This window comes from Paenibacillus glycanilyticus NBRC 16618 (assembly GCF_004000805.1).
Taxonomy (GTDB): Bacteria; Bacillota; Bacilli; order Paenibacillales; family Paenibacillaceae; genus Pristimantibacillus; species Pristimantibacillus glycanilyticus.
This window is the reverse complement of the sequence record NZ_BILY01000009.1, coordinates 127,076-146,034: the sequence shown is the minus strand read 5'-3', so window position 1 is coordinate 146,034 and position 18,959 is coordinate 127,076. Positions and strand designations below refer to the sequence as shown.

Here is an 18,959-nt window from a genome sequence, read left to right as displayed (position 1 = left end):
TTCATCCTTCTTCTGTGGCCAGTGTTATGGAAACTAGACGAAGCAGATTCACTTCTGGGCAATAGCTTAACGACAAAAAGAGCAGCTGCCGCGGCGGCAAACTGCTCCAGGATTATCAGCCATTCTACATGACATGATTTACTATTCGCTATCTCGTTTATCACTTCCGAATCCATTGGTCCCGGAGTTTCCGCTGCCTGCTGCCGTCAACGAAAACAAAGTCGTCTATGGCCTCAATCTGCATGCGGTCCCGATTTTACCTTTGTAAGCGCATTCATTCCGGCCGAGAGGACCTCAAGGATCCGGTCCACATCATAGACGCAGCCCTTCCAGGTGCCTCCGCTTACAGCCTGAAGCGCAGCCCACAGCCGGGTATCATCCGGCAATGCGGGATCCTCAGCCAGTTCGGGATGCTGCGGCCTGGAGGCAAGTATCAAATTTCCCGCCAACTCGGTCTCCGGCTTGTCGCCGCAGCCGACCATATGGACGGTGCCGTCCAGCCGGCGAGTATCAATCCGGATATCGATCCAGTCGCCGGTGCGCAGCCGACCTACTGGCCCTCCGGCGAGAGCCTCCGGTCCGATATGCCCGATACAGGCTCCGGTGGATACGCCTGAGAACCTGGCATCGGTGAGCAGAGAGACATGCTTGCCGTAAGGCAGATGTTTCAGAGCCGATGTCAGCTGGTAGGTTTCTTCCATCCCCGTACCGGAAGGTCCGCGGCCGATCAGCACCAGTACGTCGCCTGCTGCGATCCCGCCCGTCTTGATGGCGCGGATGGCCGAACGCTCGGTTGTGAATACCTTGGCTCGCCCGACATGTCGGAAAATGCCGTTACTGTCGATGACAGCCGGGTCAATGGCCGTCGATTTGATGACCGCCCCTTCCGGCGCCAGATTGCCGGTCGGAAACGTCACTGTTGAGGTTAGTCCCGCCTCTTTGGCTCGCTCTGGGCTGTAGATGACACTGTCCGGATCGATCCCGTCCTGCTCCAGCAGATAGCTGCGCATCTGGCGGCGGCGTTCCGAGCCCTCCCACCAATCGAGCACTTCGCCCAGCGTTGATCCAGTCACAGTGAGTACCCGGTCGTCAATGACTCCGAGCCGTCTCAGATGAAGCATGACCTCCGGAACGCCGCCTGCTAGAAACACGCGGACGGTCGGATGGGGGATCGGTCCGTTCGGCAACACGCTGACAAGTCGCGGAACACTGCGGTTAATCGCGGTCCAGTCGCCTGCGTCCGGTATTGACAGTCCTGCAGCGTGCGCGATCGCCGGAATATGGAGCAGCAGATTCGTAGAGCCGCCGAATGCGGCGTGAACCGCCATCGCATTCCGGATAGCGGCATCCGTCAGCACATGGGCCGATGTAATGCCCTGCTCCGCCATAGAAACCGCAGCTCGCGCGGATTGGCGCGCCATCTCTTCCCAGACGGGTTGGCCGGAAGGTGCGAGTGCCGCGTGGGGCACCGTCAAACCAAGAGCCTCTGCGACCACCTGCGCCGTTCCTGCAGTTCCGAGGAATTGGCAGCCGCCGCCCGGCGTCGCACAGGCGCGGCAGCCGAGGTCCGCCGCTTCCTCCAAACTGAGTTCCCCGTGGGCATACCGGGCGCCAATCGTCTGGATCTTGCCCGCATCCTCCCCGGATGTCGGAGGCAGCGTTACGCCGCCGGGTACAATAATTACGGGGAGATCTCGCATGCTGGCCAGCGCCTGCATCATGGCTGGCAGTCCCTTGTCGCAGGTTGCCACTCCGATGACGGCGGAACGGGTAGGCAGCGAGCGCACCAGCCTCCGAACCACAATCGCCGCATCGTTACGGTAAGGCAGCGAGTCAAACATCCCCGTCGTTCCCTGGTTGCGCCCGTCGCACGGATCGCTGACATAACCGGCGAACGGGATGTGGCCGGCACGGGTCAGCTCGTCAGCGGCTGCCTTCATAAGCATCCCAATTTCCCAATGCCCGGTGTGATAGCCCAGCGCCGCGGGGCTCCCATCCTCGTTCCGGATGCCGCCCATCGTCCCCATGATCAGCACCTGTTTCCCGCCAAGTCGGCTTGGGCTCCAGCCCATGCCGACATTTTGCGTTAGTCCGAACAGATCGCCGCTTGGCGCATGAAGCAATAAGTCTGGCGTCAGCGGGAGCTTGCCCGCAGGCCCAGGCGCATGTGTCTTCACGGAGAAGAAGGTCCCGTTGTCTCCGCCCATTATGGTTCTAATCTGCTCATTCATCCCGAATTGCCCCTCTCGAAGGCCTATGGCTTAATGAAAACGGTCTTGATGGAGGTGAAGAATTCAATCGCAGCCTGCCCCTGCTCGCGTGAATGCGAGCTGGACTGCTTCATCCCGCCGAACGGAGCCTGAAGCTCAACGCCAGCCGTTTCGGCATTAACCCTGACTAGCCCCGCTTCCATATCTTGAACGAAAGTCAATAAATTGCCGATATTGCGTGTATAGATGGAAGCGCTGAGTCCGTATTCGGTATCGTTGGCTACCCGGATGGCTTCTTCCAGACTGTCTACGCGAATGAGCGACAGTACGGGGCCAAAGATCTCATCTTTTGCAATGGCCATATCCGGCTTCACGTCGTCGAATACGGCAGGCGTTACATAAAAGCCGTCGGCGAGCTCAGGCTGGCTCGGCCGTTCGCCGCCGACAAGAAGCCGCGCTCCTTCCTCTTTGCCCTTGCCGATATAGGACATGACGGTATTGAGCTGGCTTTCGTTAGCGCACGGGCCAAGCCAGGTACCTTCCTGGAGTCCGTCGCCGACTCGCAGCTCCGCTACTTTGGCCACCAGCTTTTCCCTGAAAGCTTCGTAAACGTCGCTAACGACAATGACGCGGCTGGTCGCCGTGCACTTCTGGCCGGTGGAGCGCAGCCCGCCGCTGATCGTAGCTTCTGCGGCAAGCTCAAGATCGGCATCCGCAGCCACGATGACCGGGTTCTTCCCGCCCATCTCGAGCTGGTATTTCGCTCCGCGCGCAAGCGCTGCCTGCCCGACCCGCTTGCCGACCGCGTTGGAGCCGGTGAATGTGACGCCGTGAACGCCGTTGTGCGACGCAATCCCGCTGCCGATTACGCTGCCGCTGCCGACAATCATGTTCACCGCGCCGGCCGGGAATCCTGCATCATGGAAGCATTGCATAACTAGAGCAGCTGTGACAGCGGTTTCAGTAGCCGGCTTCCAAATGACCGTATTTCCGTAAATAAGCGCGGGAGCCATTTTCCAGACGGGAATGGCAACCGGAAAGTTCCAGGGCGAGATAACGCCAACGACGCCAAGCGGTACCCGTGTCGTAAACATAAGGGCTTCGGCATCGGTTGAAGGGATGACGTCCCCAACCTTGCGCATGCCTTCGCCTGCATAATAGCGAAGGATCGCCGCGCCGCGCACCGTTTCGCCTTTGGCTTCAGGCAACGTTTTTCCCATCTCGCGCGTCATCATTCTTCCGATCTCTTCTTGCCTCGCCTCGAGCAGATCCGCAGCCTTGAACAGCAGGGCCCCCCGCTGCGCACCGGTCAGCTTCCGCCAGGGAACCCGGGCCGCTTCGGCGGCGGCTACGGCATTCTCCAGATCGGCATCAATCGAATCGGGCACCTCGCCGACAACCTCTCTCTTATTTGCCGGATTGATGCTCGGCAGCCGCTTGCCGGACAGCGGGGCCGTCCATTCTCCGTCAATATAATTGTCTATGATTCTTGCTTGTTCATTCATGAACACTCACCCTTTCCTAATTGGTCTGATAAAACGGCTGCGTCAGTTCATGCTTATAGACAGCCGTATTGGCCAGGATGCCGATGCCTTCGATTTCAATCTCAATCCGGTCTCCCGAATCGAGAGTAAACTGATTAGGCGGTACCAAGCAGGTGCCGGTCAGCAGCACCGTACCGTCATAGAGCTCGTTATCCCGCTTCAGGAACGTTACCAACTCCTCCAGCCTGCGTTTCAGCATGCCCGTGCTTGCCTGTTCGTCGACCAGCTTCTCGCCGTTGCGGTAAATCCGGCATATGATCTGCAGCGCATACGGATCCGCAACCGTTTCAGCCAAACGGATGGCTGGCCCGATCGAGCAGGAACGGCTCCATACCTTGGCCTGCGGCAGGTACAGCGGATTCTCGCCTTCAATGTCTCGGCAGCTCATGTCGTTGCCGGCCGTATAACCGATGATAGTCCCTTCTCGGTCCAGCACGAGACCCAGCTCGGCTTCAGGGACCTGCCAATTCGAATCGCTGCGGAGACATACCCGCTGTCCCGGTCCAACGGTGCGTGCAAGGGTTGATTTGAGGAACAGCTCCGGCCGCTCCGCCTCATACACCTTGTCGTAGAACGTAGTGGCATCCAGCTTACCCCCGGTTGCCTCATAATTCCGCGCTTCCTTGCTGCGCAAATAAGTGACGCCGGCTGCCCATACTTCCGGCGCATCGACCGGTGTCAGCAGTTCAAGCTCTTCGAGAGAAAAAGCAATAGGCACCTTCCCAGCGATCAAGCCGGTTACATGCTCGGACGGAGATAGTCCTTTAGCTCGCGCCTCGGCCACCAACTCCATCAGGTCCGACGCTTCCAGCTGATAGACGGCCCCTTCCTCCGTTAATGCGCCTAATCGTGAAAACGATGCTTCCCGGTAACGAACGATACGCATACGCTCAACCCCATTTCAGTTTTATATTATAAAACCACGTTCTCATATTTGAGCAGTCATCCGTACATGCCTAACGGCATGTACGTGAGAACACGGACTTATAATCGGCCAAGCCCTTTAGAGATACTGTCTGCCGTCCGAACGACCAGCGCGGCGAACTTGGCGAACTCCTCGTCGTTAACAGTGGACACCATTGTGGAGATGCTGACAGCGGCTGAGACATGACCGCTGTGGTCGTACACCGGCGCGGCCGTGCACCGCACTCCCGGTTCATTCTCCTCACGGTCGAATCCGACGCCATTTGCCCGTATGCGCTCAAGCTCGGCGCGCAAATCGGCTTCGTTCGTTATCGTATGCGGTGTCTGGATCTGGTAGTGATACGCTGCAAGGATCCGGTTCAGTTCCGTTACCGGCAAATAGGCAGCGAGCACTTTGCCGACTGCACTGCTGTGCAGCGGGACGCGTTTGCCTATTCGGGAATATCGGATGGCTGCTTTCGCACCTTCCACCTTGTCGATATACACCCCTTCCGAGCCGTCTTGCACGACCAAATGCGTCGTTTGCCCCGTCTCCTGCGACAGCTGCTCCAGATGGGGACGCGCAATCTCCCGGATATCAAAGCCCTGAAGCAGCAGCTGTCCCTTCTCGAGCAGCCGCATGCCCAGCCGGTATTTGCCCGACTCCGCGTCCTGCTCGATATACCGGTGCAGTTGAAGCGTCTTGAGCAGCGAATGAACGGTGCTCTTGTGAAGCTGCATTTGTGCGCTGATCTCGGTAATTTTCAGCTCTCTATTCCGCTCGTCGAACAGGTCCAGAATGGACAGCGCCCGATCGAGCGATTGGATGATCGGCATGAGTTCGGTCTTCTTTCAGTTTGATATTATAGAACTCTATTCTACAATATCAATTTTACCTTTTTTTTCTTGATGCTGTCTACTACTTTGTTTGAATAGCCTAACAGCGTTACCCGGTCTATCGGCAAAAATGACAAAAGGAGCTGCCGCAGCATGCTCCTTCGTTTTTGCTCGCTATGTTAATTTAAAGTAAATGATGCCAGGCTTGCGTTACCCATTCCCACATACGTGAAATATAGGGCTTGCTTGCCATCCGGTATAACGATATCCGCCGAATATTCGGTCCATACGTTCGTAAAGTCAACTGGAATTCTGCCGAGCTCCGGTCCGTCCCATGCCGTCTTCACGGCAAAATAACCGCGGCAGTAGCCACGAACCTTGATTTTAACCTGACGGATTCCTTGGCAGTCGAAATATTTGAACCCTGCCGTCGCGGAATCCCGCATGTTGGCAACGTACCCGATTTCTTCGTCTCCGTCCTTACCGTCCTGGGTAATCTTCGGGAACCGGCCGTCCATCCAAGCTCCGTGTGTGCCCGTGTATACCGCTTCGTCCTGGCAAAATAGATTGCAGGCCAGATAGGCCGGGTATTCCCCGCGGCCGATCAGCGGCCCCCCATTAGCCCCGCAAGAAGTCATCTCGACTTGAGGAATCGTCCCGTCCTCCAGGAATGCAATCGGCTCGATGCAGCCTTGCCTGGAAAAGCTCGTACCGTTGGTATGGCGGTGATAGAAAATATACCATTGTCCTCGTATCTCCACGATACCTCCATGGTTGTTACCGCCGTAATACATCGGTTTGTCTGAAGGCTTGTAGGTATCGATATGGAGATCGTTATTGCTGATAATGACGCCTTGGTAGACAAAGCCCCAGATCGGATGCTGGCTTGTAGCATAACAAAGTTCATGCATGACGACAGAAGAATAGATGAAATAATAGGTATCGCCTATTTTGCGAATGGAAGGCGCCTCGAAAAACTCATGCCCTTCGTACCCGCTGCCCTGACTGTAAGGCTCGCTTGGGGCGATGAAAACAGGCTCTTCCACAATGGTAAGCATATCGGGACCGAGCACCGTTGCCATAGGCCCCATGCGGGACTTATCGCCGATTGCGCAAAATCCGGTGTACAGATACGTCCGGTCTCCCTCTGTCAAGACGCCTGGGTCGAATTGAGGTTGATCGCCTTCCCGCTCGCCAAGACGCGTGCCGTCGGGATACTGTACGTAACCATAGAACTCGAATTTGCCGGCAGGCGTATCGCAAACGGCGACCGAAACGACGGAGACCTTGTCCAGTACGTAGTACAAATAATAACGGCCATCGGAACCCTGCGTAACGTCTGGCGCATAAAGACACATCCGGCCATCCGGATTGAGCGGATCGTCCGTTATCCGATAAATTACGCCTTCATACCGCCAGTCTGCCAAATCATCCACCGGTGCCGACCAGCAGACATAGTCGTTCAAGCAGAAGACATGCCCATTGAAGCGGTCATGCGAACCGTAGACATACACTCGGTCATGATAGACATGCGGCTCCCCGTCGGGAATGTATTCCCATGAAGGAAGATAGGGATTTAAACCTTGCTTTTTCATTTTTCGGATCTCCTCATTGGTAAATGTGAATGCTTTACAAGGCTGGTTTGAATCTTCATTGCTAGTCTTCGTTGCTGATCTTCATTGTCTTTTTAAGAAAGCGCTTTAAACTTCGATTCTATCGTAGCACACTTTGTTTAATTGGTAAACAAAGTGTGCGTAATCGTTTCCATTTAACCTTGAATTCCGTCCGCGGGTATAAGAAAAGAGTAAAAAGTGAATAATTCGCTCAATAGATTTCTCTTTTTTTGCAAGGAGTCTGAGTTTATGCTTGTTACTATAATGAGAACAACTAGTAATCTTGCGGGCTTTTATAGTTATAAGCTTCGAAGTTTTAACGATGTTGGAGATGACAATTAGGCATGAAGATACTCGATTATTATGAAAAACTGCGTGACCGCTATGCGGCAACTGCAGATTGTCAAACCCTCACGGTATCGGTTGATGAGATTGCAAAGGTGCTCGATTGTACCCGCCGAAATACGCAACTTGTGCTGCAGCGAATGTCGTCCGAACAATTTATTCAATGGAAACCAGGCAGAGGCCGGGGAAATCAATCGGAAATTAAATTTCTCGTACCAAATCGGGAATTGTTGCAGCGCAAGGTGCAGGAATTGATTGGCAAGGAAAGCATACAGGAGGCTTGGCAGTTAATAGCTTCACTAGATGAGCTGCAAAAACATGAATTTATGAGATCGATCAACATGCAGTTTGGTATTCAAACGGATGAAGATGAGCTCGACGTATTAAGGTTCCCCTACTATCGTCAGGTGCCGCTTCTGGATCCCGCGCTGGTGCTGCGCAGCTCCGATTTAAATTGGCTCCGGCAATTGATGAACAAACTTGTGGAGTATTCAACCAAGGAGAAAAAACTGCTTCCGAAGCTCGCTCATCATTGGGAATCTGATGCTGACTGCAAAAGATGGACTTTTTATCTGCGAAAAGGCGTCCGCTTTCATGATGGTCATATCCTTTCTCCCGACGATGTCGTTCATACGTTTAAACGTATAATAACGAAGTCCCCTTCTGATTGGCTTAGCTTGGTCATTGCAGATGTATATAAGTCCAGCAAGCATAGCGTTACTTTTGAACTTAACGAATCGATCGGTGCATTTCCAAATATGATAGGTACCGATCGCTGCTATATTGTTCCAACAGGCTGGGATGGAGAACATCCGGGCATGCCTGTTGGGACAGGCCCGTTCCGCATAGTGAAGAACAATTCCTCGATACTTGTCCTTGAAGCAAATGAGCATTATTTCGAGGGACGGCCGCATCTGGATCGCATTGAAATGTGGGTATGGCCGAATTATGAAGGTGTACCTGCGGAAACAGCCTCGGAACAGAATGTACAATTGCTTTACAACGAAGCACATTTGAACCACGAAGCAGGCAAGGATGAGCTTCATACCCTGCAGGAGCTTGAGCATGGAAGTAACTATGTTATCTTTAATCAAGTTAAACCGGGCCCTCTTCAGGATATTCGGCTGAGACAGGCCATTCATTTCGGGCTTGATCGTTGGGACACCGTCGAAGAGTTAAATGGAGGCAGAATTATACCGTCTAACGGATTTATCTTTACAGACGGAACGGACCGATCCTGCATGCAATCGCCATACAATATGACCAAAGCAACAGAGCTTCTAGCGGCATCCTCTTATAAAGGCGAACTTTTGCAGCTTTATACCTACGATAATTCCACCAATAGAGAAAACGCGATTTGGCTGCAAAAAGCCCTTGGCAAATTAGGCATACAGATCCAAATAAGTTTCCTCCAGGCGAAGGAGCTCATTGATCCAGAAGTGATGATACAAGCAGACATGATCTCGGTTGGCGAAGTACTAGGCGAGCAGCCAGATATGACACTGATGGAAACCTACCGCTCGCGGAATAGCTTAATTCGGAATTTGCTGCCCTGCAGCTGGCAAAAAACATTAGATGACCGGATCTCGTCTTGCTTGCGTATGCCTGAACAATCGGACCGTCTTGCGATTCTTCGCGAACTTCAGGATGAGCTCGTGAAAAACTTCTGCCTGCTATTTCTACACCAGCATATACGAGTGATCGGCCATCAAAATTCACTTAGTGGAATTACTATGAATGTATGGGGCAAGGTTGACTTCAAAGACGTATGGTGCCGCCCAAAAAGTCTGCAATAGATACTCACCTTCTAAGGAGGGATTACATCTCTTGTTGTCTTGCCGGCGTAACCAACCGAGAAGGCCGTTTATCGGTTTTGGGCAGATTGCCGAAAGCGATCCAGTTAAATGGCACATAACGGGCGAAGAAACCAACGACGATCCAGGATGCGATCAAGGCAAGCGCGAAGCCGCCGAGATACCAAAGATGAAGCAGCCATGCCGTACCCGTAAGAAGCGGGTATTCCCGATACAGAAGCAGGAAGAACGGATGAATCAGGTATACGCCAAACGATAAAGCGCCGAGTCTCGAGATAACCTTAGTAAGGACCTTCGGCAGCTTCTTCGACATCACAAACGCTAATTGCAATAATACCAGCGCCGTCAGCAACCCATGAAGATTCCACACCAGATCAAACCATGTAGTGTTGAACGATTTCAGGTGAAGCCGGGTCTCGTAATACAAATACACATGGGCTAAGCCCGCCGCGAGCCATGATGCCCAAAGAGCAACCCATGCTGCGACGCGAGCGTTAGTAATATGATTTCTTGCAATAATAATCCATTCTTTGATTTTCGGGTAATAGATGCCTAGAGCAGCGCCAAGCAAGTAATAAGAGAAATAAGAGAACGACCAGCTGCCGCGGTTAGGAACGCCGGGAGCGGGAAGCACATGCTTATTGATGATAAAAAAAGCCCATTGAATGGCAATCCCCGCGGGAATGGCCCATTTAATCGTGCGCGGATATTTTTTCATCAGCCACAGGAACAACGGAAACATCAGATAGAACTGTATGTTTATATACACGAAATATAAATGCGTATAAGCTTTGCCGGTAAGTGCTTTATCGATAAAGTTCTCGATTTCCGTTGATAGTGAGCGGTCCGGATAATAGAGGAAATGCAAGACCGCAAGATAAAACAATGAGAAAACCAAATACGGAATAATAATGTACAACAGCCGTTTCTTATAGAAGCCTCCGAGCAGCCGCTTGTCCAACGGCCGGGTATAGTAATTGTAGAAAAGGACAAAGCTGCTCAGGAAGATAAAGGTTGTGGTTCCCATCTTCATGAAAATATTGAAGAAGTTATAAAGAAAAAAATAGTTGGAATTCACCATATCAACGGTGGCAAACGAAGTGGAATGGACGGATAGGACGCCTATGATAGCCATTGCCCGTATGAGCAGCAGTTGAGGAATATTGTCCCTTTTTTGCAGGGTTGGTGAAGCCGTAGTCATTCTCGTCGTACATCCTTCCTTGAATTATACTATAAGGCAACTGGTCCTAACTGTGGATTTATCTTATCCTCTTCTTGATTGAAATGTATTCATGGGTTTCATTATATACAGAGATTATTTCGATCTTTTTTCGCGCCTGTAACGAACCTGTAAATATTTTTAATTAAAAATGCCTCTTCAACCAAAAAACCTCCGATCCTACACGAATGTTCGTGCCCGAATGGAGGTTTCGTTCCTGCTCTTGAACAAAAATTGTCGTAAGTATCTTGTCTGCCTCTTAACCCCGGACCAAGGTAACCTTAAACACGCTGCCCGATTCGGAACTCGACTCGAGCTCAACGGTACCCTGGGAGATTGCCAGCAAATGGCGAACGATTGACAAGCCTAGCCCAGCCCCGCCATGACGACGTGCCCGTGAGGAGTCAAGCCGGTAAAACCGCTCGAAAACCAGTTCCTTTGATGAAAGGGGTATCCCCTTTCCCGTGTCCGAAACCCGAACCACAATCCGTCCCTCTTCCTGCGATACCTGCAGCGTAACGTTCCCATTTGGCCGATTATACCGTATCGCATTGTCGAGCAGATTGCGAAAGACCAGGAATAAGAAGCTTTCTTCCCCCTTAACAAGGGCATCGCAGGGCTCTACCAAATAAAGCGTCACCCCGTATTTGTCTGCCATCGGTTTCATGAAGGAAGTTGCGTCCGCAAGAATGTCAGCAAGCTGCGTAACCTTGTGCATGTTATTTTCCCGGTCGTAAGTACCGTCAGCCAACAGCAATAAATCCTCCGTTAAGGATTCCAGGCGCGCAAGCGTCCGCTCTGTTGTCGCCCTATAATCTCTCCATTCGCTTGAATCAATGCTGTCACCGTCTCCGGCCACTTCCAGATTCGTTCGAAGGATGGATAGCGGTGTTCTTAATTCATGCGCAGCCGCGGAAACGAAGCGAGCTTGTTGAGTGAAAGAGTGTTCCAGCCCATCCAGCATCGTATTGAATACAATCCCTAGCTTCTTCAATTCATCGTGAAGCTGGTCAATCTCCAGACGTTGATGCAGCGTAGCTGCCGTTATTCCCGCCGCGGTTTCACTCATTCGCTTGACAGGCTTCAGGATAATCACTGCGAGCCATTGCGCGCTGAGAACCATGCCTCCCAATACGACAAACAAGCTTAGGAGTCGCCCCTGCATCTCCGGTAAAAACTTGTAAACGGATAATACAGTATCTATCCCTACATATAGAGTGATCAAGATTCCCAAAAATAAAATAGCGAATAACGTCAATCTTGCACGCAGTGAAAGCCGGTTCCATGGTTTCATGTCGTTTCCTCTTTTTCAAGGCTCTGAGCCCATTTATACCCATAACCTTGAACAGTCTGAATATATCGTTCTCCTGCCTCCGGATCATGGTTCGAGAGCTTTTTGCGCAAGGAATTAATGTGAACCCTCACTGTTGAAGAAAGAGGATCCGCGAAGATATCCCAAACATGCTCAAGAAGCTTTTCCGACGAAATGACCTCGCCTGGATGCAGCATTAGATATTCAAGCAAACCAAATTCTTTTTTCGTTAATGGGATAAGCACATTATCCAGCCAGACTTCCTTTGTCTTTGAATCAAGAGTAAGCCGCTCGAACCGCAGGACGGGGCTTTTCACGGACGTGCTCCGGCGAAGAAGCGCCCGGATGCGGGCAAGCAATTCATTAAACATAAACGGTTTGCGGAGGTAGTCATCCGCACCCGAATCAAGCCCTTCCTCCACCTCATCCGGATGGTTGCGAGCTGTAAGCATGAGAATAAAAACATCGTTATACTGCGAGGACTGGCGAATTCGTTGACAAAGCGAAATCCCATCCAGCTCCGGAAGATTGATGTCAAGGAGAATCACGTCATAATCATTGGTATCTGCGAGCTCCCACCCCGTTAGCCCGTCAACGGCGATATCCACCGCAAAACCTTCCCGCCTTAAACCCTTGGCCAATGCGCGTGAAAGATCCTCCTCATCTTCGACAATGAGGATTCGCATATCACCAACTCCTTCCTTCCATGACAATGAAAATAGGATATCACACATTTTTTGGCGAAACGAGGAAAAAGATGCATTCTTACGAAGCTTCGCTGACTTAACAAGGATTTAACAGCGTGATCTTTATAATCAAAACAAATCTTCCTTTTGCATGGTGGATTTTTATGAAAAAGGAAAAGAAGGAGGAGATCTATTGTTAATCGAGGTTGTAACAGCTGGACCGGGGTGTTCCGTTTGTCGAAAAGCGATGAAGGCAGTGAAGCAAGTCGCGGCCGAGTTTCCGCAAATCGACATTCAGGAATTGCATGTGGTTGATCAGTTTGAACGTCTCCAGGAACTGAACATTTTCAGTGCCGGAGCGATTCTTATCAATGGAAAAGCGGAATTTGCCACTTTGCCCTCACTGCCTAAGCTTCGTAAACGCGTGTATGAATTACTTCATCAATAATCCACTAGATAAAAGGAGAAACAAATGGAAGAATTATATCATTTTACGATTACAGGCGGAATTTCCGCCTCTACCTACATTCTTGTGTTCATCGTCGGAATCGTAAGCGCGGTATTGGCCTGTTATTTGCCCGTGCTTGCTATGTTTGCAAGTTATGTACAGAAAGGGGCTGCCGGAGAGAGAAGAAAAGCCATCCGGATCGCTGTCAGCTTTATCTTGGGTATGGTTGTCACTTCGGTATTGTTTGGTTTGATCATGGCACTGCTCGGCCACCAGTTCCTGCCCGCTGTTGAAAAATATCGTTTGCTAACCTGGGTTCCGCCCCTCTTTGACATTTTCGCCGGGCTCCAGCTGCTTGGTGTCATTTCATTTGCAATGCCTGCGTTTCAAAAGCTGAACCGGCCACAGCACCCTCAAAACCATTTGGCTGCTTTCAAGCTAGGAATTCCTTACGGGCTTGTTATTTCGCCTTGCGCGATTCCCATCTTTTTTGCGCTGATTAGTTATATCGCGCTTCAAGGGAGTCCGCTGCACGGTGCGTTGCTCATGACAACCTATTCGTTAGGGAAAGGCGTGATACTCTTGGCCGTAGCCGTCTTTTCTATTTCCATTCTAAGCAAATTAGCAAGATGGGGCGGTCCTGTAAGGAAAGTTGCCGGTTACCTATCCATCGCGATTGGCATCGTTTTTCTGGTTATTGGGTTTATGAAAATATAAAAATAAGAGGAGAATGACAATGACCTTAAATGAAGAACTAGCGCAGATGAAGAAGACGTTTGACCCTCATACGCCGATGGAAGCACAGGCCGCTCTGTCGCGGCTAATCCGGGAGCAACAGGAATCGGCAGACCCGTTTGGTCTTCCTGTTGGACAGAAAGCTAAGGATTTCACCCTGCAGGATGCACTCGGCCGGGCAGTTCATTTATACGATGAACTGGCCAAAGGCCCTGTCGTATTAACCTTTTACCGTGGAGGCTGGTGCCCTTACTGCAGCAGACAGCTCAAGTCTTATCAGCAAGTGCTGCCCGAGATCGAAAAGCTTGGCGCTCAACTGATCGCAATCAGTCCGCAAAGCCCCGATGCCACACTGTCCCAAATAGAAAAGGAAGAGCTGCGTTTCCATGTTCTAAGCGACCGGAACGGTTTGGTTGCGGCGAGGTATCGTATCCTATATGACGTACCCTTCTACGTACAGGACATATTCCAGCAAGGCTTAGGTCTCAATCTGGCTGAATACAACGCCACGAGCCGTTGGATTCTTCCCGTGCCCTCGACATTCATGATTGACGAGAGTGGCTTCATCCGTTCGGCATACTTTAACCCGGACTTCATAAAGCGGTTTGAGCCTGAGGATATAATAAGCGAATTACGCAAGCTGTAACCGCCAGCGTTCCTGAGATAGGCAAAAAGGGGAAATTAATTCCTTTGAGCATCAAAGCACTCGCCTGCATCATGCCGGGAAGTACAGACCATTTCTGCACAGCGGACGATAATGAATACGAAGCTAGTCGTATAAAAAAGAAGGGCTGCCGATCGGCAGCCCTTCTCCATATTTCGCTTCCCTTGACAGTGACTTCTCACTTCGCGACCTCACGGTGAGCCAAGTTGTCCACCGTAACCAGCCTCACGGCTTCTAGTTTTAAAAGATAACTTTTGTTTGTCTTCACTAATCAAATTAATAATTTATTAAGAACTTATTGTTATAGTTGAACTAAGAAAAAAGAAAGGAGATTTGAGTATGATTCACCTCTCACCACTAGTCCCAGAGGTGTCCTCAAACAAAATATGCACCTAACAAAGGTAACACATTGGGCAATTCCTGTTTTTTTCACACTGCTTGTATTGTTTCTGTTTCCAACAAGCAGCTATAATGATTCGGATACGTTTTGGCATATCGAAAACGGCAGATATATGATAGAACACAAAACCATTCTGCATCATGCCATTCATACGTTTTATGGGGATCGTCTTCCTTATATCCCACATGAATATGGCTTTGAAATAATCGAAGCAACTCTTTACCTTTTATTTGGCTGGCCGGGTATCTATCTGCTTACTGCTGTCAGCTTTGGAGTTCTTATGCTCGGGCTATACCGGCTAATAAAGATATCCCGACAAGAGACTGGCTTTTGGGATATGCCGTTTACTTGCACATTAATATTAATTCCAGTCGGTTTTTGGGTTTATTACGTTTACTTTACAAGCCGTCCGCAAATGATATCGGCCTTCTTAATCGTCTGGTATTTCGTTTGGATGAGATCCTTCAAAATGACCGAGAACTTGCGTTACGGTGTGTTGATGATCCTTTGCTCCTGTTCTATTGCCAATATACATGCGGGCGTATGGCCGGTTATTGCTGTTTTTTCCGGGATGCAGATCTTAGCAGACTTATGGGAGAGGGCTCTTCGGCTACGTCACCTCATTGTTTATGGTGCAACTGCTCTTATTGCAATTGTGAACCCTGGAGGGATTCGCAGCATAACCTATTTGTTCGTTGTCACCCAACACAATTACAACCATCTAATTAATGAATGGAAACCTATTGATTTTTTCGATTGGGAAAACACCCCAATTGTGCTGATGCTAATATTTTTTGCTTATATCATTCCATTCTCCATACATAACAAAATGTTCAGACTTATGATGATAATTGGTATCGTCTATCTGGGCGTAACCAACTACAAACAAAACTTATTTCTGTGGCTATTCGTTCCTTACTTTGCAGCAACGTCCATTTCTTATGCTCCTGGACTTCGTTATCTAGCCAAACTGAAAATGGCTATTAATCCGAAAAGCGTTGCATACGGGTTTGCAGCCGGGCTTGTCCTGAATAGCGTTATCGTATTTGCACATCCGCCTCGGGTAGATGATAAGGAGTATCCGGTAGACGAAATGAACTATATTCTCGATCACCAGAGTAATGGAACCAGGCCAAAGGTTCTCTCCACTTATGGAACATCCGGATATGCTATGTACCGTGGTGCTGACATTTTATGCGACGGCCGCGAGGATCCTTTTATTACGGATGCTTCCAAAAGTATATTCGGCTGGACAGCTTTCGAACGTTCAATGTATGGCTTCTCGGACAAACTTCCCGAGATCGTAACTGCTGATCACCCAGATTATCTTATCATTCCAAACTATTCATCTTCCCAACATCAGAAGCAATGGAAGAACGCCTTTGGAGAACCTGTATTTTCAGGAAAATACGGAGAAGTTTTTGATCTCCGTTCTAAGCCTTAAACATGGCTGGCTATATGGAATGGGCAACGAAACTGCTTCGCTGCATAGTTGTAACTCTAAGCCTGAAAACTCGCTTGGAATATTTTCACACAGCTTACGAATAAGACAAAAGAAATAACGAAAATAAGGGACCAAAAAAGAAGGTAACCGTTAGGAGAAAGTCAGAGTAATGAAGCTTTTGAAGCCAGTTTTATTTTCCGTTTATGGGTTATTGATAATTGCACTCCTCATGAATAAGGAACAGTTCCTTCTATGGATCCAATATAACAACAATTTTATTATTCTTTTTAGTGCTGCCGTAATGCTCGCGTTTATTCCTGTCATACCATATGGCATAGTCGCAGGAATTATGGGATTAAAATACGGACCTTTTATTGGCGGTACGATTAATGTTCTTAGTTCAACCATTGCTGCTGCTTTATTATTTCTCTTAGTTAGATTCCTGTTTCAAGAGCAAGGACTCAGCTATTTAAAAAAATTCAAAAAAATGGAGCAGTTCACCGGGCTCATGGAAAGGAATGCCTTTTTTGCCGTTTTAATAGCCCGGCTGATTCCTTTTGTACCCGCAGCTTTTGTGAATATTTATTCGGCTATTAGCCGAATGCGTTTTGTTACTTTTATTGTCGCAACTTTTGTTGGTAAAATACCAGTGATGTTTGTATTTGCTATTGTTGGCAATCAATTTTTGTCCAATATTAGTAATGTGTTATGGATCACATTATTTTATATGATTTTTTTATTTCTGGTGTATCTTGTTTATCGACGTCTTCAATAAGCTAATAATAAGCTTTGACGTATTGCCCATTATAAAGTTACTGCGTAGATGGTATAATCTGCTTCGCCTGCGTTGCGGTGGACCAGCTCAGCTTCGCGAATGCGCCGCCGGTTTTCTCGTAATAATCCACTCGAAACTTTGACCCCATCTTTTCCTAGCCTGCTTATGGTTTGATTTCCATTCTCGTTCCTTCCTGAACAGCGAGAATGACACGGTTAAGCTGTTTGGCAAGAGCAACCCACCTGCCGAGATGACTGTCGTCGGCCAGCTCAGGGATAAATCCTAAATCAAAGTAGGTTTTGATCGCAGGAATTCTAAAGTCATCTGTATGCAGCACGGCTCTTGTTCTGCCTTCCCTTGCCATATGATGCAAGGCTGCGAGACTTACAGCATAACCAAGCTTCTTCCCCGCATGCTCAGGAAGAAGACCGACCATATGCAAATAACCTGTATTCTCTTTACATTGCGGCCGATACCAAGCAGAAGCGGTTGCCACCGGCTCACCATTCTCGATGGATATGAATCTTACGCGCTCCGGCTTATAAGAATCATCTGATGCCATTTCCTTGTCGAAATGATGTTCTCCCCCGAAAGAGGCCATGATAATACGTTCCCACCCATACTCGTCTCCCGAACGCAGACTATGTTCAACATAACCTTTAGGCAGTACAAGATCGGGAAGCATGCCGAGATCTTCCCGTAACATGAGCAATTGCGTCTGTTGTTGCTGTTCCATTGCATCATTCGCTCCTTCTATTCTAGGATTATTGGTTACAATTTGATGATTTGATTCGCACGAGACTTACTGTTGCGGAAGTCCGGCATATCCATTGTACGACCGCCGTTCATAACGGATAATTCTGACAATATCGCAACAGCTGTCCACTCGCATGCATCATAAACATCGATCACCGGCTTGCGAAGTCCTTTAATTGCCGTTACGAAGTCTTCGATAATGAAATAATCGCCTCCCCAGTGACCCGCTGCCCGTTGTTCCTCCGTCACGTTCTTATAACGCTCGGGGAGATATTCACCATAATCACTCAGTGGACGCCATTGCTCGCGATCTTCAGGGTCGCCCATACTATCAAGCCAGATCTTGTGCGTATCTCCCAGCCCTCGAGGTGCCTCGTAACATCCTTTAGTCCCCTGCAAAGTGTAGTAGTTCATATTGTGCGGCCGCTTTGAAATACAATCCACTCGTAATTTAATTAGCTTGCCACTCTCCATTTGGCAAAGCGTTATCGAAGTATCCTCCTGGCGGAATCTTTTGTCAGTATGCCATCCCGATCCGAAGCACGATACAGACCGAATCCGGTCACCGCCGAACCACTGCATGACTGGCCCTAAGCTGTGTGTCGGATAAAAAGCACCTCGCTTGCCTAACTGCCAGTAGTTGCGCCAGGTCGGTGCGCCTGTTCCGGCGCCCTTTCGATTGTGGCGGAACGCCAAGCTGCGAATATCATGCAGATATTCGCCTTCTCCAAAATAGACGTCGCCAAACATGCCGGATTTCACCATCTGTAGAATTTGCTGGTTCTGTGGAATATAACAATAATTCTCCGCCATCATGTAAACCTTACCGGAAGCCTCAACGGTCTCCTTCAACCACCAAAGTTCGTCCATTGTGACGCCGGCGGTTACTTCGCTCAGTACGTGCTTACCCGCTTGAAGCGCCGCAATCGTCTGCGGAACATGAAGCTGCATCGGCGTCGATACGACAACCGCGTCAATATCGGTATCGAGCATGTCCTCGAACACCCGGTACGTATTTGGAATGCCATGGCTGGATGCCGCCTCCTTCACATAATCAGCATCCAGATCGCACAGCGCGGTGATCTCGACGTCTGCCATACAACGGAAGCCCTGAAGCGTACTCAGCCCCCTTGCCCCTACAATGCCTACTCTAATCGTCATTGAAATGTCCTCCTGAATGCTTAAATACCAAAATAGAAATCATATCTCCAAATCAACGGAGCATGCCTCCGCTGCAATGACAGGATTCTTGAA

16 protein-coding genes are annotated in these 18,959 nt (G+C 49.7%); 6 read left to right on the top strand and 10 right to left on the bottom strand.

What is annotated here, in order from left to right; translation table 11 throughout:
• Positions 1-233 precede the first annotated feature (233 nt).
• The 5 genes from PGL01S_RS09430 to PGL01S_RS09410 all read right to left on the bottom strand — a co-directional run bounded on the left by PGL01S_RS09430 (position 234) and on the right by PGL01S_RS09410 (position 7,089).
• A complete protein-coding gene (locus PGL01S_RS09430) occupies positions 234-2,231 on the bottom strand; it encodes a YjhG/YagF family D-xylonate dehydratase (RefSeq protein WP_127493819.1) in 1,998 nt (665 codons plus the stop codon).
• Positions 2,232-2,254: 23 nt separating this feature from the next.
• A complete protein-coding gene (gene gucD, locus PGL01S_RS09425; RefSeq protein WP_174806539.1) occupies positions 2,255-3,715 on the bottom strand; it encodes an alpha-ketoglutaric semialdehyde dehydrogenase GucD in 1,461 nt (486 codons plus the stop codon).
• A gap of 16 nt (positions 3,716-3,731) precedes the next feature.
• Positions 3,732-4,640 carry a fumarylacetoacetate hydrolase family protein gene (locus tag PGL01S_RS09420; protein ID WP_127493814.1) on the bottom strand — a complete coding sequence of 303 codons (909 nt, stop codon included), beginning with the start codon at positions 4,638-4,640 and terminating at the stop codon, positions 3,732-3,734.
• A gap of 98 nt (positions 4,641-4,738) precedes the next feature.
• Positions 4,739-5,494, bottom strand: coding sequence for an IclR family transcriptional regulator (locus PGL01S_RS09415; RefSeq protein ID WP_127493812.1), 756 nt, complete (start codon positions 5,492-5,494; stop codon positions 4,739-4,741).
• A 179-nt stretch (positions 5,495-5,673) separates the two neighbouring features.
• On the bottom strand, positions 5,674-7,089 hold the full coding sequence (locus tag PGL01S_RS09410) for a family 43 glycosylhydrolase (protein WP_127493810.1): 1,416 nt from the start codon (positions 7,087-7,089) through the stop codon (positions 5,674-5,676).
• A gap of 362 nt (positions 7,090-7,451) precedes the next feature.
• Between PGL01S_RS09410 and PGL01S_RS09405 the strand changes: the two genes are divergently transcribed.
• The gene (locus PGL01S_RS09405; protein ID WP_127493808.1) at positions 7,452-9,248 is read left to right on the top strand and encodes an ABC transporter substrate-binding protein; all 1,797 of its coding nucleotides are present in this window, start codon (positions 7,452-7,454) and stop codon (positions 9,246-9,248) included.
• Positions 9,249-9,270: 22 nt separating this feature from the next.
• Here PGL01S_RS09405 and PGL01S_RS09400 read toward each other — a convergent pair whose 3' ends face one another.
• The 3 genes from PGL01S_RS09400 to PGL01S_RS09390 all read right to left on the bottom strand — a co-directional run bounded on the left by PGL01S_RS09400 (position 9,271) and on the right by PGL01S_RS09390 (position 12,483).
• Positions 9,271-10,467, bottom strand: a complete 1,197-nt coding sequence (locus PGL01S_RS09400; RefSeq protein ID WP_127493806.1) for an acyltransferase — start codon at positions 10,465-10,467, stop codon at positions 9,271-9,273.
• Positions 10,468-10,744: 277 nt separating this feature from the next.
• On the bottom strand, positions 10,745-11,629 hold the full coding sequence (locus PGL01S_RS09395) for a HAMP domain-containing sensor histidine kinase (protein WP_164775427.1): 885 nt from the start codon (positions 11,627-11,629) through the stop codon (positions 10,745-10,747).
• Positions 11,630-11,775: 146 nt separating this feature from the next.
• On the bottom strand, positions 11,776-12,483 hold the full coding sequence (locus tag PGL01S_RS09390) for a response regulator transcription factor (protein ID WP_127493801.1): 708 nt from the start codon (positions 12,481-12,483) through the stop codon (positions 11,776-11,778).
• A 193-nt stretch (positions 12,484-12,676) separates the two neighbouring features.
• Here PGL01S_RS09390 and PGL01S_RS09385 point away from each other — a divergent pair, with 193 nt between their 5' ends.
• From PGL01S_RS09385 to PGL01S_RS09365, 5 genes are all read left to right on the top strand, one after another.
• Positions 12,677-12,931 (top strand): thioredoxin family protein, encoded by a 255-nt coding sequence (locus PGL01S_RS09385; RefSeq protein WP_164775426.1) that lies wholly within the window; start codon positions 12,677-12,679, stop codon positions 12,929-12,931.
• A 24-nt stretch (positions 12,932-12,955) separates the two neighbouring features.
• A complete protein-coding gene (locus PGL01S_RS09380; protein ID WP_127493797.1) occupies positions 12,956-13,648 on the top strand; it encodes a cytochrome c biogenesis CcdA family protein in 693 nt (230 codons plus the stop codon).
• Positions 13,649-13,667: 19 nt separating this feature from the next.
• The gene (locus PGL01S_RS09375) at positions 13,668-14,312 is read left to right on the top strand and encodes a peroxiredoxin-like family protein (protein ID WP_127493795.1); all 645 of its coding nucleotides are present in this window, start codon (positions 13,668-13,670) and stop codon (positions 14,310-14,312) included.
• 404 nt (positions 14,313-14,716) lie between these two features.
• Complete coding sequence (locus PGL01S_RS09370) at positions 14,717-16,174, top strand: hypothetical protein (protein WP_127493793.1); 1,458 nt, start codon at positions 14,717-14,719, stop codon at positions 16,172-16,174.
• Positions 16,175-16,343: 169 nt separating this feature from the next.
• A complete protein-coding gene (locus PGL01S_RS09365; RefSeq protein ID WP_127493791.1) occupies positions 16,344-16,949 on the top strand; it encodes a TVP38/TMEM64 family protein in 606 nt (201 codons plus the stop codon).
• Between the two features lie 163 nt (positions 16,950-17,112).
• Here the strand turns inward: PGL01S_RS09365 and PGL01S_RS09360 are convergent, their stop codons facing one another.
• Together PGL01S_RS09360 and PGL01S_RS09355 are read right to left on the bottom strand one after the other, a co-directional pair.
• Positions 17,113-17,685: a GNAT family N-acetyltransferase gene (locus tag PGL01S_RS09360; RefSeq protein ID WP_127493789.1), complete on the bottom strand. Its 573-nt coding sequence runs from the start codon at positions 17,683-17,685 to the stop codon at positions 17,113-17,115.
• Between the two features lie 35 nt (positions 17,686-17,720).
• Positions 17,721-18,866, bottom strand: a complete 1,146-nt coding sequence (locus tag PGL01S_RS09355) for a Gfo/Idh/MocA family protein (RefSeq protein WP_127493787.1) — start codon at positions 18,864-18,866, stop codon at positions 17,721-17,723.
• Positions 18,867-18,959: the final 93 nt, after the last annotated feature.

What these genes read in the sequence shown, in the direction of transcription:
- PGL01S_RS09375 (WP_127493795.1), top strand. Translation starts at nt 13,668, where the DNA reads ATGACCTTAAATGAAGAACTAGCGCAGATGAAGAAGACGTTTGACCCT.
- PGL01S_RS09410 (WP_127493810.1), bottom strand. Translation starts at nt 7,089, where the DNA reads ATGAAAAAGCAAGGTTTAAATCCCTATCTTCCTTCATGGGAATACATT.
- PGL01S_RS09360 (WP_127493789.1), bottom strand. Translation starts at nt 17,685, where the DNA reads ATGGAACAGCAACAACAGACGCAATTGCTCATGTTACGGGAAGATCTC.
- PGL01S_RS09380 (WP_127493797.1), top strand. Translation starts at nt 12,956, where the DNA reads ATGGAAGAATTATATCATTTTACGATTACAGGCGGAATTTCCGCCTCT.
- PGL01S_RS09430 (WP_127493819.1), bottom strand. Translation starts at nt 2,231, where the DNA reads ATGAATGAGCAGATTAGAACCATAATGGGCGGAGACAACGGGACCTTC.
- PGL01S_RS09415 (WP_127493812.1), bottom strand. Translation starts at nt 5,494, where the DNA reads ATGCCGATCATCCAATCGCTCGATCGGGCGCTGTCCATTCTGGACCTG.
- PGL01S_RS09390 (WP_127493801.1), bottom strand. Translation starts at nt 12,483, where the DNA reads ATGCGAATCCTCATTGTCGAAGATGAGGAGGATCTTTCACGCGCATTG.
- PGL01S_RS09365 (WP_127493791.1), top strand. Translation starts at nt 16,344, where the DNA reads ATGAAGCTTTTGAAGCCAGTTTTATTTTCCGTTTATGGGTTATTGATA.
- PGL01S_RS09400 (WP_127493806.1), bottom strand. Translation starts at nt 10,467, where the DNA reads ATGACTACGGCTTCACCAACCCTGCAAAAAAGGGACAATATTCCTCAA.
- PGL01S_RS09355 (WP_127493787.1), bottom strand. Translation starts at nt 18,866, where the DNA reads ATGACGATTAGAGTAGGCATTGTAGGGGCAAGGGGGCTGAGTACGCTT.
- PGL01S_RS09370 (WP_127493793.1), top strand. Translation starts at nt 14,717, where the DNA reads ATGCACCTAACAAAGGTAACACATTGGGCAATTCCTGTTTTTTTCACA.
- PGL01S_RS09405 (WP_127493808.1), top strand. Translation starts at nt 7,452, where the DNA reads ATGAAGATACTCGATTATTATGAAAAACTGCGTGACCGCTATGCGGCA.
- PGL01S_RS09420 (WP_127493814.1), bottom strand. Translation starts at nt 4,640, where the DNA reads ATGCGTATCGTTCGTTACCGGGAAGCATCGTTTTCACGATTAGGCGCA.
- gucD (WP_174806539.1), bottom strand. Translation starts at nt 3,715, where the DNA reads ATGAATGAACAAGCAAGAATCATAGACAATTATATTGACGGAGAATGG.